The organism is Curtobacterium sp. L6-1 (assembly GCF_018885305.1).
GTDB classification, from domain to species: domain Bacteria; phylum Actinomycetota; class Actinomycetes; order Actinomycetales; family Microbacteriaceae; genus Curtobacterium; species Curtobacterium aetherium.
The window spans coordinates 2,878,164-2,891,960 of the sequence record NZ_CP076544.1 but is presented as its reverse complement, the minus strand read 5'-3'; the positions used below and the strand labels follow the sequence as shown (position 1 = coordinate 2,891,960).

Here is a 13,797-nt window from a genome sequence, read left to right as displayed (position 1 = left end):
GTCCAACGCTCGCACCTCGTCGCCGCGCGTTCGAACCACCCGCCCGGGTCTGGACTTACCTCCGCGCCGCCGCAGCATGGTCCATCGACGCCGTGCACGGGCGCCTGACCGCCCTGCGCTCGCGGACCCTATCCCGAGTCGGCTCGACCCGTGCTCCAGCCCCACACGAGCGCACAGCGCCGTGGGGCCGGGCTCCTCAGCCCGCGAGGTCCTGCACCCCGAGCTCACCCAGGATGCGGTCGAGGTCGGCCGGCGTCGCGAAGTCGATCGTGACCGAGCCCTTTCGAGCACCGACGGCGATCTTCACGCGGGTGTTGAGACGATCGCCGAGCCGCTCAGCCATGTCGTTGAAGTGCACCTGCCGCTTCGACGGCGCCGCCGGGGTCTTCGCCGGAGTCTTCGTCGAGAGCTGTTGCGCGATCGCCTCAGCCGCGCGGACCGACAGGTCCTCGTTCACGATCTTCTCGGCGAGGTACTCCATCGCCTCAGCGTCGGGGGCCGCGAGGATCGCCCGAGCGTGCCCGGCCGACAGCACACCTGCTGCCACCCGACGCTGGACGGGGGAAGGGAGCCGGAGCAGGCGGATGGTGTTCGTGATCTGCGGCCGCGAGCGACCGATGCGTTGTCCGAGCTGCTCCTGCGTGATGCCGAAGTCGGCAAGGAGCTGCTGGTAGGCCGACGCCTCCTCGAGCGGGTTGAGCTGCGCGCGGTGCAGGTTCTCGAGCAGGGCGTCGCGGAGCATGGCGTCGTCAGGGGTGTCCTTGACGATCGCGGGGATCGTGGCGAGACCGAGTTCCTTCGTCGCGCGGAGACGGCGCTCGCCCATGATGAGCTCGTACTGCGGATCCGTGCCGGAGGCGCCGGGGATCGGGCGCACGACGATCGGCTGCAGGAGACCGATCTCCCGGATGGAGTGCACGAGTTCCTGCAGCTCCTCCTCGCGGAACTCTTTCCGCGGCTGCTGCGCGTTCGGCACGATGTCGAGGGGGTTGAGGTTTGCGAGCCGAGCGCCCGGCACCGCGAGCAGCTCTTCAGCCGTGCCGACCTGGCTGCCTGCCGCGCTGGCATCGGCAGCGGAGGTACCGCCGGTCGGGAAGAAGACGTCGACGGGACGCTCCTGGTGCTCGTCTACCGTCGGGATGAGAGCGCCGATACCGCGCCCGAGGCCAGTCCGCTTGGGTGCCATCAGTGCTTCGCTCCTCGTTCTGCGATCTCCGCCGCCGCTTCCAGGTAAGAGAGTGATCCGGACGAGTTCACGTCGTAGGACACGACGCTCTGCCCGTAGCTCGGCGCCTCACTGACGCGGACCGAGCGGGGGATCATGGCCTTCAGCACCTGGTCGCCGAAGTGCGTCCGGACGTCGTTCGCCACCTGGTTCGCCAGATTCGTCCGGCCGTCGTACATCGTCAGCAGGATCGTCGACACGGCGAGGTTCGGGTTGAGGTGCCGTTCGATGAGCTCGATGTTGCGCAGGAGCTGGCTCAAGCCCTCGAGTGCGTAGTACTCACACTGGATCGGGATCAGGACTTCCTTCGCGGCCACAAACGCGTTGATGGTCAGCAGGCCGAGCGAGGGCGGGCAGTCGATGAAGACGTAGTGGTACGGCTCGTCGACCGACGCGAGGTACTGGTCGAGGGCGGTGCGGAGTCGCTGCTCGCGCGCCACCAGGGAGACCAACTCGATCTCGGCGCCCGCGAGGTGGATCGTCGCCGGCACGCACCACAGGGTGTCGGACTCGGGGGAGCGCTGGACCGTGTCGGCCATCGGCGCCTCGTCCACGATCACGTCGTAGATGCTCGCGACCTCCGCCTGGTGGTCGATGCCGAGTGCGGTGGAGGCGTTGCCCTGCGGGTCGAGGTCGATCACGAGCACCCGCGCTCCGCCGTGTGCGAGCGCCGCCGCGAGGTTCACCGTGGTGGTCGTCTTGCCGACGCCACCCTTCTGGTTCGACACCGTCACCACGCGGGTCTTGTCCGGTAGCGGGAACTGCTGGGTGGCGATCGCACGCCGACGGCGGTTCAGATCGGCGATCTCCCGCGCCAAGGGCGTCGACGCGTCGTAGTCGGTCGATGAACTCAACGAGTGCCTCTTCCCCGGTCTGTGTTTCACGTGGAACATTGGGCCGTCGCCCCGACGCGCAGACCGACGAAGCGGCATCGCACAGCCGCCGTGGGCGACCGGCTCCGATCAGACCGGATCGGTGGCGTCAGTCAACTGTAGCCCGGAAGACGCGCGTGGTCTCCTCGACCACACCCACTCCGAGCTCCAGGACCTCGACGTCTTCGAGGCGCTTGCGAAGGATCACCTTGCGGGCCGCGGCGACCTCGTCATCGACGCGTGCGCCCTTCATGAGGATCAGCTGCCCGCCCGAACGCACGAGCGGCACGGTCAGCGGGATGAGCTTCGACAGAGCACTCACGGCCCGGGCAGTCACCTGGTCGAGGACGAGTTCGTCGGCCACGTCCTCAGCGCGGGCTCGGACGACCGTGACGTTCTCGAGACCGAGCCGACCGGCCTCACCGCACAACCACTCCACCCGGCGCTCCATCGGCTCGATGAGCGTCATCGACACATCAGGACGGGCGATGGCCAGGACCAAGCCCGGGAGGCCCGCACCGGAACCGACGTCTCCCACCGTGCCTCCTGCCTCCAGGAGCGGAGCGACAAGGGCAGAGTTGAGGATATGTCGCGTCCACAGCCGCGGCAGCTCGAGTGGGCCGATCAGCCCGAGCTCCTCACCGCGGCGCGCGAGCTCGTTCGTGAACGAGCGCGCGACGTCGATGCGGTCTCCGAAGAGCGTCGCGGCGACCGCCGGCTCGGATTCGAGTACCGGCGCGTCAGGAAAACCGACCTCGGTCATCGCGTGATGACCGTGTGACGGTCCCGACCCTCGCCCTCGGACTCCGAGCGGAAGCCCTTCTCGGCGACCAGGTCGTGCACGAGCTTGCGCTCGTAGGACGACATCGGGGGCAGCGCAGCCGTGGTCGAACCGGCCTCGATGCGCTCGACCGCGGTGTCGACGAGGCGCTGCAGCTCCGTCGCACGGGCATCCCGCGATCCACCGATGTCCAGGATGAGACGGCTGAACTCGCCCGTCTCCGCCTGCACGGCGATCCGGGTGAGCTCCTGCAGGGCCGACACCGTGTCCGGCTTCGCGAGGACACGGAGCGCTTCACCGTCGTCCGTCACCGTGAGGTAGACCCGCCCCTGGCGCTCCTCGATCTCGATGTCGCCGTCGAGGTCGCAGATGTCGAGGAGCTCCTCGATGTAGTCGGCGGCGATGTCCGCTTCGTCGCGGCTCTCCTCGTCGCCGTCCACTGCTGCCTGTCCGAGGTGCTGCTCGTCGTCGGTGGTGTCGACGACGGCTGCGGTGTCCTGCTCGGTCACTTGGTCTTCCCGTTCTTCTTGGCGCGGTTCTTGCCGACCGGCTGCTGGCGCTGGGTGGTGACACGGGCCTCCACCTCGGCGACGGAGGCACCCGTGCCGGCCTCGGTGAGGACCCCGGCGGTGGCCGGCGTCCCGCGACGCTGGGCCTTCTTGGCCAGTCGGGCCTCGCGGGCGAGGGCGGCCTCGGACCCGGGCGTCGGCATGCTGCGGATGACGAAGTACTGCTGCGCCATCGTCCAGACGTTCGAGGCGAGCCAGTAGAACATGACGCCGAGGGGGAACGAGAGACCCGAGATGACGAAGACCAGCGGGAGGATGTACAGCATCATCTTCTGCTGGCGGTACATCGGAGACTCCTTGGTCTCCGGGGACATGTTCTTGGCGACGAGCTGCAGCTGCGTGATGAACTGCGAGGCCGTCATCACGACGATCATGACGCCGGCGATGACGCGGACCTCCCAGCCGCCCGCGTTCGTGAAGGTCTCGTGCAGGGGGGCGCCGAACAGGGACGCGTTGCCGAAGGACTTCGCCAGGTCGCTCGAGAGCAGGCCGATGCCGGTCTTGTTGATCTGCGCCTCGTGCAGCACCGAGTACAGCGAGAAGAAGATCGGCATCTGGATGAGCAACGGCAGGCAGGAACTCAGCGGGTTCGTCCCGGTCTCCTTGTAGAGCGCCATGGTCTCGCGGGACATCGCCTCACGCGAGAACTGGTCCTTCTTGCCCTTGTACTTGTCCTGGATCTTCTTCAGCTGCGGCGCGACCTCGAGCATGCGGCGCTGCGACTTGATCTGGCGCACGAAGATCGGGATCAGCGCGGCGCGGACCACGAAGGTCAGGAAGATGATCGACAGGACCCAGGTGATGCCCGCCGAGGCGTCCATCCCGAGGGACTCGAAGATCCAGTGGAATCCGACGAGGATCGCGGACACCACCCATTTGAGCGGCCAGAGGATCGTACCGATGAGGTCCATGGGGACGGTCACGCCTTTCGAGTGCGCTGGGGGAGCAGCACCGGGCGGACCGGACCGCCCGAGGTCTGCTGTTGCTGCGGGATCGGCGCGAGCACGAACCCGAACCGACTGACGTTGAAGGGGCGGCGACGTTCCCTGACGTCGTCGATGCCACCGGCGGCCCAGGGGTTGCAGCGCGCGATGCGCCAGGCGCCCATGGCCGACCCGCGCACGACGCCGTACTGCTGGATGGCCTCGAGCGCGTACCGGGAGCAGGAGGGGTGGTAGCGGCAGACGTTGCCGTAGAGCGGCGAGACCACCGCACGGTAGGCCCGGAGCACGACGACGCACGCGTTGCGTGGGAGCAACGCGAGGACCCAGAGGAACCGGTTCATGCTGCCTTCTCCACACCGCGCGCGAAGGAGCGCGAGATGTCTTCGAGCAGGGTAGGCCACCCGGCCTGCGCGGCGGCTGGCAGTGCGCGCACGACGACGTCGTACCCGAGCGGCGCGCTCGGGAGCAGCCCGTGCGCGATCGCCTTCATGCGGCGGCGCACCAGGTTGCGCGTGACCGCGTTCCCGACCGTCTTCGCCACGATGAACCCGAACCTGGTGGGACCGCGATCGTCGTCGAGGCGACGGACCACCGACACGACGGCGTGCGCCGTGGCGCTCCTGCGGCCACGGCGCACGACCGTTCGGTAGTCGTCGCCTCGGACGATGCGGTTGGCTCGGGCCAACACGACGAGGACTCCGCGGATCAGGCGGAGAGCTCGGTGCGCCCCTTGCCGCGACGTGCGGCGAGGATGGCGCGCCCGGCGCGGGTGCGCATGCGGGCCCGGAAGCCGTGCTTCTTGGCGCGGCGGCGGTTGTTCGGCTGGAAGGTGCGCTTGCTCATGATGATCTCCACACGGCTGCTCGCGGCGAGCCGTCACGTATGCGTTGGTTGACGCGGAAGGCGCGACCGAACGGCCGCAGTCAACTGGACAACGGTAGATGACGACGGCTGGGAGGTCAAATGGTCGGTCGTCCCCTCCCGGCCCACCGCACGCACCACCGGGTTTCTCCACACTGGGGACAACTTCCGTTCGGTGCGACGCGCTCCGGTCCTTTACAGTTGTGTCACCGCACGGCCGGAAGCCCGGTACTGCGGGGGAGTACCCCCTCGGTCACCGTCCAGCGGGCCGTGGAGCACACTGTGGACAACCCTGTGGGAAGTCCGCCGGCCCGCGACCACGGGCCGGTGCGGACGCGGAGTCCCGACCGTCCGACGAACGCGGGGTGGCACCGGCACGGTGCGCGCGTCGCGGTGACACGGACACCAGCACAGCACCAGCCCCAGCACGTCGCGCCCTCCCGCCGAGCGGCGAAGCACACCCGAAGCCGCAACCAGCGACCAGACCAGGAGACCAGCGCGAGATGACGATGCCGGCCGACCCCGTCGAGGACCTCTGGTCGTCAGTGCTCGGCATCCTGTCCGACGACGACCGGATCACGCCGCAGCTGCACGGCTTCCTCAACCTCGTCGAGCCGAAGGGCGTGCTGGCCGGAACCCTGTACCTCGAGGTCCCGAACGACCTCACCCGCGGCATGCTCGAGCAGCGGATCCGGGTGCCCATCACCGAGGCCGTCGCCCGCATCGGCGACGACTCCGTCGCGAACTTCGCCATCACGGTGAACCCGGACATGGCATCGGAGCCGCGGGTCGACGCCGTCGCCGTGCCCTCGTACGCCGAACCCGTGCAGGAGCAAGTCCAGCAGAGCGCCGCACCGCGCCAGTACATCGAAGCGCCCTTCGTCCCGAGCCAGGTCGACTCCCCGGGCACCAGCGGCCGCCCCGAGTCCCGGCTCAACCCGAAGTACAACTTCGACAACTTCGTCATCGGTGCCTCGAACCGGTTCGCCCACGCCGCGGCCGTCGCCGTCGCCGAGGCGCCCGCCAAGGCTTACAACCCGCTCTTCATCTACGGCGACTCGGGTCTCGGCAAGACCCACCTCCTGCACGCGATCGGCCACTACGCCGAGAGCCTGTACCCGGGCATCCGCGTCCGGTACGTGTCCAGCGAGGAGTTCACCAACGACTTCATCAACTCGATCGCGAACAACCGCTCGAACCAGTTCCAGCAGCGGTACCGCGACATCGACATCCTGCTGATCGACGACATCCAGTTCCTGCAGGGGAAGGACTCCACGCAGGAGGCCTTCTTCCACACGTTCAACACGCTGCACGACCACAACAAGCAGGTCGTCATCACGTCGGACGTCGCGCCGAAGCACCTGACCGGCTTCGAGGACCGGATGCGCAGCCGCTTCGAGTGGGGGCTCATCACCGACGTCCAGGCCCCGGACCTCGAGACGCGCATCGCGATCCTCCGCAAGAAGGCGCAGTCCGACCACCTGCAGGTGCCGGACGACATCCTCGAGTTCATCGCGTCGAAGGTGTCGAGCAACATCCGCGAGCTCGAGGGCACGCTCATCCGGGTCACCGCGTTCGCGAGCCTGAACCGGACCGCCGTCGACATGGCGCTGGTGCAGACGGTCCTCAAGGACCTGATCACCCTCGACGAGGACAACGTCATCGCGCCGACGGACATCATCAACCACACCGCGGAGTACTTCAAGCTCTCGGTCGACGACCTCTACGGGTCGTCCCGTTCGCAGGCGATCGCGACGGCACGCCAGATCGCCATGTACCTGTGCCGGGAGCTGACGAGCCTGTCGCTGCCCAAGATCGGCCAGCTCTTCGGCAACCGCGACCACACCACGGTCATGTACGCGAACAAGAAGATCGCGGAGCTGATGAAGGAACGGCGCTCGATCTACAACCAGGTGACGGAGCTCACGAGCCGCATCAAGCAGGACCGCCGGTACCGCTAGCGGTCCGCGTTCCGCGCCCGCCACCCCCCTTCCAGGAGGCCCGTCCCAGACCCGGGATCGGCCTCCTTCTGCGTGCGTCCACCATCTGAGACGGTTCCATGCGGCGGATTCCCCACAATGTGGAAAGCCTGTGGATAACTGTGGAGGACACGCCGCCCGCTTGTACACAGCAGGAGGGGTGGTTGTGGAAACTGGGGATGGAAGTGGATAGATGATCCATCCTCATCCAGAGGGCGCTCACACGCCACCAACAAGTCACACGGTTGTAGTTCCCAGTCGTGGAGCGGCATCCCCAGAGTTGTCCACAGTGTGCACAGGCGTTAAGACCATTACTCCTCTCTTCTCTCTCCCTCTCCCTGGGCCAACCTTGTGGAGGGCCGAACGACAGGAATCCGCGGTCTGCCGCCGCTGTGCCACAATGGGGCGGCCGGGCAGTCAACCGATCGACAGGGGTCCACGCTGTGAAGTTCGAGGTCAACCGGGACGTCTTCTCCGAAGCCGTCTCCTTCGCGGTGAAGCTCCTCCCACAGCGCACGACCCTCCCGATCCTCTCCGGCGTGCTGATCCACGCCGAGGGCGACCGGCTCACGCTCTCCTCGTTCGACTACGAGGTCTCGGCGCAGACCTCGATCGCCGCACAGATCGACGATCCCGGCACTGTGCTGGTCTCCGGCCGTCTCCTGAACGACATCGCGAGCCGACTGCCGAACGCCCCGGTCAGCTTCTCCACCGAGGACTCCCGCATCACGGTCACCTGTGGCTCGGCGCACTTCACGCTGCTGTCCATGCCCGTCGAGGAGTACCCGACGCTCCCCGAGATCGGTCCGCAGACGGGTGTCATCCCGGGCGACTCCTTCTCGGAAGCCGTCTCGCAGGTGGCCGTCGCGGCGAGCCGCGACGACGTCACCCCGGTGATCACGGGCGTCCAGCTCGAGGTCGGTGAGCACGACGTCTCGCTCATCGCGACCGACCGCTACCGCGTCGCGGTCCGCACCATCCAGTGGGACTCGGGTCGTCCGGCCGCCGACGGCGACGCGGCCACGACCCTCCACGCCCTGGTCCCGGCACGCACCCTGCAGGAGGTGGGCCGCACCTTCGGCTCGGCCTCGACGGTGTCCGTGTCCATCAGCGGCGGCTCCGACCGCGAGCTCATCGCGTTCCACGCCGACGACAAGACCGTGACCTCGCTGCTCATCAAGGGCAACTACCCGCCGGTGCGTCGGCTCTTCCCCGAGACGGTCCAGGACCACGCGGTGATCAACACCGCGGAACTGGTCGAGGCCGTCCGACGGGTCTCCCTCGTCCTGGAGCGCGAAGCCGCGCTCCGGTTCTCCTTCTCGGTCGACGGGCTCACGCTCGAGGCGATCGGTTCCGAACAAGCGCAGGCATCAGAGTCGATCGATGCGTTGCTGACCGGTGAGGAGACGGTGGTCTCGTTGAAGCCGGCCTTCCTCCTGGACGGGTTGAACGCGGTGCACTCCGAGTTCGTCCGGATCTCCTTCACCAAGACGGAGAACCCGAACAAGCCGGGCCCGGTGCTGATCACCGGCCAGTCCTCGCGAGAGGAACCGGCGACGGACGGGTACCGGTACCTGCTGCAGCCCAACCTGCTGCTGCGCTAGCCGCAACAGGCATCCTGCGCTGACGCGCGAACACCGGCATCAGCGCGACATCGACGAAGAAGAGGAAATCATGCACATCGGTCTTGTCGGCCTCGGTCGCATGGGCAACAACATGCGTGCCCGTCTCCGCAACGCAGGGATCGAGGTGACCGGTTACGACGCCAACCCCGCCGTGTCCGACGTCGCCGACCTCGGCGCCCTGGCAGCAGCCCTCCCCGAGGGCAAGAAGCTCGTGTGGGTGATGGTCCCGCACGGCAAGATCACCGACGACGTGATCACCGACCTCGCCGGCGTGCTCGGCGAGGGCGACCTCGTCATCGACGGTGGCAACTCGAAGTGGCTGGACGACACCGTCCACGCCGAGCAGCTCGCCGCGAACGGCATCCGCTACATGGACGCCGGTGTCTCCGGTGGTGTCTGGGGCAAGGACAACGGGTACGGCCTCATGGTCGGCGGCGCGGCCGAGGACGTCGAGTTCGCCATGCCCGTCTTCGACGCACTCCGTCCCGAGGGTCCCCGCGAAGAGGGCTTCTCCCACGCGGGCGGCATCGGCGCGGGGCACTACGCGAAGATGGTCCACAACGGCATCGAGTACGCGATCATGCAGGCGTACGGCGAGGGCTACGAGCTCCTTGAGGCGAAGGACATCATCACCGACGTCCCCGCCGTGTTCGCCGGTTGGCAGCGCGGCACGGTCGTCCGCTCCTGGCTGCTCGAGCTCATGGTCCTCGCGCTGAACGAGGACCCGCGCCTCGACGCCATCGAGGGCTACGTCGAGGACTCCGGCGAGGGTCGTTGGACCCTCGAGGAGGCCATCGAGCACGCGGTCCCGATGCCGGCGATCTCGGCGTCGATCTTCGCGCGCTTCGTCTCGCGTCAGGGCAGCGCGTCCCCGACGATGAAGGCCGTCGCGGCGCTCCGCAACCAGTTCGGCGGCCACGCCGTCAAGAAGGCGTAGTCGGTCGGGGCACCCCCTCGACCCGTCTCGGCCCGCGTGCACGTCGACCATCTCCAGCTCTCCGACTTCCGGAACTACCGGGAGGCGGACGTCGACTTCGCACGCGGGCCGAACCTGTTCGTCGGCCGCAACGGCCAGGGCAAGACCAACCTGGTGGAGTCCATCGGGTACCTCTCCACCCTCGGGTCCCACCGCGTCCCCACCGATGCCGCGCTCGTCCGTCAGGGGTGCGACTCGGCGATCGTCCGGGCACGCCTGGCGCACGAGGACCGCAGCATCCTCGCCGAGGTGCAGATCAACCGCACGGGGTCGAACCGCGCGCAGGTGAACCGGTCGGCGATCAAGCCCCGCGAACTCCCGCGGTACTGCACGAGCGTGCTGTTCGCCCCGGAGGACCTGGCGCTCGTCCGCGGCGAACCGTCCGGCCGGCGCCGCATGATCGACGAGCTGCTCGTGCAGATCGCACCGCGCATGCAGGGCGTGCTGGCCGACTACGACCGCACGCTCCGGCAGCGCAACACCCTCCTCAAGTCGGCGCGGGCGACCGGTGCGAAGGCCGGGGCGCTCTCGACGCTCGACGTCTGGGACGACCGGCTCGTCGCGTTCGGCGCCGAGATCATCGCGGCGCGTGACCACCTCACCCGCCGGCTCGCACCCTTCGTGACCGAGTCCTACGCGACCGTCGCCGGCGAGCGGCACCAGGCGACGATCGCCGGCGTCCTCAGCGTCCGCGGCGCCGACCCGGAGGACGCGGCCGCGACCGACCCGGTGCTCGGCACCCCCGAGGAGCCGGTCACGGTCACCTCGGCGGCGGACGCCTTCCGGGCAGCGCTCGAGCGCCGTCGCCGCGACGAGCTCGACCGCGGACTGACGCTCACCGGGCCCCACCGCGACGACGTCCTGTTCGAGCTGAACGGGTTACCGGCACGCGGGTACGCCAGTCACGGGGAGTCGTGGTCGTTCGCGCTCGCGGTCCAGCTGGCCTCAGCGACGATCCTGCGCGCGGAGTCCTCGCTCGGCGACCCCATCATCATCCTCGACGACGTCTTCGCCGAACTCGACGAGTCCCGCCGGGAACGCCTGGCCGGAGCGGTCGCCGACTACGAGCAGGTGCTCATCACGGCCGCCGTGCACGGGGACGTGCCGCCGCAGCTCGCGGCGCACACGGTCCGCATCGAGGCGGGCGCGATCGTCACCGACGGCGCGGACGTCGACCGGACCACAGGCTCCGATCGCGCGGGCGCAGCGAACAGCGCGGACCTGTCCGGCGCGGACCTGTCCGGCGCGGGCGCCGTGGCGGACGCGGGCCACGCCTCCGGACCGACCACGACCGGGACGGCGTCCTGATGCCCAAGCCCTGGAAGCCAGCGGAACCCTCCCGGGTCTACCAGCACTTCAAGGCCGTCTTCGGCGACCCCTCCAAGCGCGGCATCGACGCCCGGCGCCGCCGGGCCGCCGGCCAGGACCCCGACTCGGTGCCCTACGGCCGCGGGCGGGAGCCGGCCGGACTCGGCGACGTGATGGGCGCCCTCACGGCGGAGCTCGGCTGGACCGAGCCCCTGGCCCGCTCCGAACTGTTCGTCGACTGGCCGAGCGTGGTCGGCGAGGAGCTCGCGAAGCACTCGACGCCGGTCACGATCGAGGAGGGCGCACTGGTGATCCGGTGCGACTCGACGGCCTGGGCGACGCAGCTCCGGCTCATGCGGGGGACGGTCACCACGACCATCGCGCAGCGGTACCCGGCGGCGGGCGTGGAGTCGATCCGGGTTTCCGGCCCCGACGCCCCCACGTGGAAACGCGGCCTCAGGTCCGTCCAGGGGCGCGGCCCCCGCGATACCTACGGTTGACCAGACGAAATCATCCATCCGTCTGAGATTCGTCGCTCTGTGAGGCGTACGGCCCCCGGACGGAGGCCGCTCTGCGGTAGACTGGCGAGTGCAGTGCGCGGGTGTTCCGTGCGCAGGCAGGAGCACTCCCGACATGACATCTGAATCTGACGACGACCAGCGCGATCCGCAGAGTGACGAGGGCCAGCCGCAGGAGCAGGCTCCCCGGAGCGAACCATCGTACGGCGCAGACCAGATCCAGGTGCTCGAGGGCCTCGAAGCCGTCCGGAAGCGCCCGGGCATGTACATCGGCTCGACCGGTCCCCGTGGTCTCCACCACCTCGTGCAGGAGATCGTCGACAACTCCGTCGACGAGGCCCTCGCCGGGTACTGCGACACCATCGACGTCACCATCCGTGAGGACGGCGGCGTCCGCGTCGTCGACGACGGCCGTGGCATCCCGGTCGACATCCACCCGAACGAGGGCATCTCGACCGTCCAGCTCGTCCTGACCGTGCTGCACGCCGGTGGCAAGTTCGGCGGCGGTGGCTACGCGGTCTCCGGTGGTCTGCACGGCGTCGGTTCGTCGGTCGTCAACGCGCTGAGCTCAGAGCTCGACGTCGAGGTCCGTCGTCAGGGTCACGTCTGGCGCCAGAGCTACACCGACGGTGTGCCCGTCGCGCCGCTCTCGCAGGATGAAGCCTCCGACGAGACCGGCACCACGATCACGTTCTGGCCGAACGCCGAGATCTTCGAGTCGGTCGAGTTCGACTACGAGACGCTCCGAACCCGGTTCCAGCAGATGGCGTTCCTCAACAAGGGCCTGCGCATCACGCTGACCGACGAGCGCACGCCGGTCGAGGGCGAGGAGGCGCGCAAGGACTCCTTCCGCTACGAGCGGGGCCTCGCCGACTACGTCGAGTACCTCAACGCGCAGAAGAAGGCCGACCTGGTCCACCCGGACGTCATCGGCTTCGAGGCCGAGGACACCGAGCGCAAGATCGCGCTCGAGGTCGCGATGCAGTGGAACACCTCCTACCAGGAGAGCGTCCACACCTTCGCGAACACGATCAACACGCACGAGGGCGGCACCCACGAAGAGGGATTCCGCGCGGCGCTGACGTACCTGGTGAACAAGTACGCGCGCGAGGCGAAGATCATCAAGGAGAAGGACGACAACCTCACGGGTGACGACATCCGCGAGGGCCTGACCGCCGTCATCTCCGTCAAGCTCGGCGAACCGCAGTTCGAGGGCCAGACCAAGACGAAGCTCGGCAACACCGAGGCGAAGGGCTTCGTGCAGCGCGTCGTCGGCGCCGAGCTCACCCACTGGTTCGAGAGCAACCCGACGCAGGCGCGCGACGTCGTGCGCAAGGCGATCCAGGCCTCCCAGGCGCGACTGGCCGCCCGCAAGGCGCGCGAGACCACGCGGCGCAAGGGCCTCCTCGAGTCCGGCGGCATGCCCGGCAAGCTCAAGGACTGCCAGTCCAAGGACCCGACGCTGTCCGAGATCTTCATGGTCGAGGGCGACTCCGCCGGTGGTTCCGCCGTGCAGGGGCGCAACCCGATGACGCAGGCGATCCTGCCGCTGCGCGGCAAGATCCTCAACGTCGAGAAGGCCCGCCTCGACCGTGCGCTGGCGAACCAGGAGATCCAGTCGATGATCACGGCGTTCGGCGCCGGCATCGGTGAGGACTTCGACCCGGACAAGGCCCGGTACCACAAGATCGTGCTGATGGCCGATGCCGACGTCGACGGCCAGCACATCACGACGCTGCTGCTGACGCTGCTCTTCCGCTACATGCGCCCGCTCATCGAGCGCGGATACGTGTACCTCGCGCAGCCGCCGCTGTACCGGCTGAAGTGGACGAACGCGGCCGACCAGTACGTGTTCAGCGACCGTGAGCGTGACGCGATGCTGCAGTCCGGCATCGCCGCCGGCAAGCGCATCCCGAAGGACAACGGGATCCAGCGCTACAAGGGCCTCGGCGAGATGGACTACAAGGAGCTCTGGGACACCACGATGAACCCGGACACCCGCACGCTCCTGCAGGTCACGCTCGAGGACGCCGCCGCGGTGGACAGCGTCTTCGCGACGCTGATGGGCGAGGACGTCGAGTCGCGTCGCCAGTTCATCCAGCAGAACGCGAAGGACGTCCGCTTCTTGGACATCTAGGC

At 68.4% G+C, this 13,797-nt stretch carries 14 protein-coding genes; 6 read left to right on the top strand and 8 right to left on the bottom strand.

Annotation, left to right across the window (positions count from 1 at the left end):
- Window positions 1-196: 196 nt before the first annotated feature.
- From KM842_RS13395 to rpmH, 8 genes are all read right to left on the bottom strand, one after another.
- Window positions 197-1,186 carry a ParB/RepB/Spo0J family partition protein gene (locus KM842_RS13395; protein WP_216259116.1) on the bottom strand — a complete coding sequence of 330 codons (990 nt, stop codon included), beginning with the start codon at window positions 1,184-1,186 and terminating at the stop codon, window positions 197-199.
- The gene (locus KM842_RS13390) at window positions 1,186-2,118 is read right to left on the bottom strand and encodes a ParA family protein (RefSeq protein WP_253206134.1); all 933 of its coding nucleotides are present in this window, start codon (window positions 2,116-2,118) and stop codon (window positions 1,186-1,188) included. The genes KM842_RS13395 and KM842_RS13390 overlap by 1 nt, the downstream gene beginning before the upstream one ends.
- An 88-nt stretch (window positions 2,119-2,206) precedes the next feature.
- Window positions 2,207-2,860 (bottom strand): 16S rRNA (guanine(527)-N(7))-methyltransferase RsmG, encoded by a 654-nt coding sequence (gene rsmG / locus KM842_RS13385; RefSeq protein ID WP_216259113.1) that lies wholly within the window; start codon window positions 2,858-2,860, stop codon window positions 2,207-2,209.
- The gene (locus tag KM842_RS13380) at window positions 2,857-3,387 is read right to left on the bottom strand and encodes a Jag family protein (RefSeq protein ID WP_216259112.1); all 531 of its coding nucleotides are present in this window, start codon (window positions 3,385-3,387) and stop codon (window positions 2,857-2,859) included. Before KM842_RS13380 ends, rsmG begins: the two co-directional genes overlap by 4 nt.
- Window positions 3,384-4,358: a membrane protein insertase YidC gene (gene yidC / locus KM842_RS13375; RefSeq protein WP_216259109.1), complete on the bottom strand. Its 975-nt coding sequence runs from the start codon at window positions 4,356-4,358 to the stop codon at window positions 3,384-3,386. Before yidC ends, KM842_RS13380 begins: the two co-directional genes overlap by 4 nt.
- 8 nt (window positions 4,359-4,366) lie before the next feature.
- The gene (gene yidD, locus KM842_RS13370; RefSeq protein ID WP_216259108.1) at window positions 4,367-4,732 is read right to left on the bottom strand and encodes a membrane protein insertion efficiency factor YidD; all 366 of its coding nucleotides are present in this window, start codon (window positions 4,730-4,732) and stop codon (window positions 4,367-4,369) included.
- Complete coding sequence (gene rnpA / locus KM842_RS13365) at window positions 4,729-5,079, bottom strand: ribonuclease P protein component (protein ID WP_216259106.1); 351 nt, start codon at window positions 5,077-5,079, stop codon at window positions 4,729-4,731. Before rnpA ends, yidD begins: the two co-directional genes overlap by 4 nt.
- A gap of 17 nt (window positions 5,080-5,096) precedes the next feature.
- Window positions 5,097-5,234: a 50S ribosomal protein L34 gene (gene rpmH, locus KM842_RS13360; RefSeq protein WP_043595303.1), complete on the bottom strand. Its 138-nt coding sequence runs from the start codon at window positions 5,232-5,234 to the stop codon at window positions 5,097-5,099.
- A 521-nt stretch (window positions 5,235-5,755) separates the two neighbouring features.
- Between rpmH and dnaA the strand changes: the two genes are divergently transcribed.
- From dnaA to gyrB, 6 genes are all read left to right on the top strand, one after another.
- On the top strand, window positions 5,756-7,213 hold the full coding sequence (gene dnaA, locus KM842_RS13355; protein WP_216259104.1) for a chromosomal replication initiator protein DnaA: 1,458 nt from the start codon (window positions 5,756-5,758) through the stop codon (window positions 7,211-7,213).
- Between the two features lie 461 nt (window positions 7,214-7,674).
- Window positions 7,675-8,835, top strand: coding sequence for a DNA polymerase III subunit beta (gene dnaN, locus KM842_RS13350; protein WP_216259102.1), 1,161 nt, complete (start codon window positions 7,675-7,677; stop codon window positions 8,833-8,835).
- 70 nt (window positions 8,836-8,905) lie between these two features.
- Window positions 8,906-9,793: a phosphogluconate dehydrogenase (NAD(+)-dependent, decarboxylating) gene (gene gnd / locus KM842_RS13345; RefSeq protein WP_216259099.1), complete on the top strand. Its 888-nt coding sequence runs from the start codon at window positions 8,906-8,908 to the stop codon at window positions 9,791-9,793.
- 36 nt (window positions 9,794-9,829) lie between these two features.
- On the top strand, window positions 9,830-11,140 hold the full coding sequence (gene recF / locus KM842_RS13340; RefSeq protein ID WP_216259097.1) for a DNA replication/repair protein RecF: 1,311 nt from the start codon (window positions 9,830-9,832) through the stop codon (window positions 11,138-11,140).
- Window positions 11,140-11,640, top strand: a complete 501-nt coding sequence (locus KM842_RS13335; protein ID WP_216259095.1) for a DciA family protein — start codon at window positions 11,140-11,142, stop codon at window positions 11,638-11,640. Before recF ends, KM842_RS13335 begins: the two co-directional genes overlap by 1 nt.
- Before the next feature lie 133 nt (window positions 11,641-11,773).
- Window positions 11,774-13,795, top strand: coding sequence for a DNA topoisomerase (ATP-hydrolyzing) subunit B (gene gyrB / locus KM842_RS13330; RefSeq protein WP_216259094.1), 2,022 nt, complete (start codon window positions 11,774-11,776; stop codon window positions 13,793-13,795).
- Window positions 13,796-13,797 lie beyond the last annotated feature (2 nt).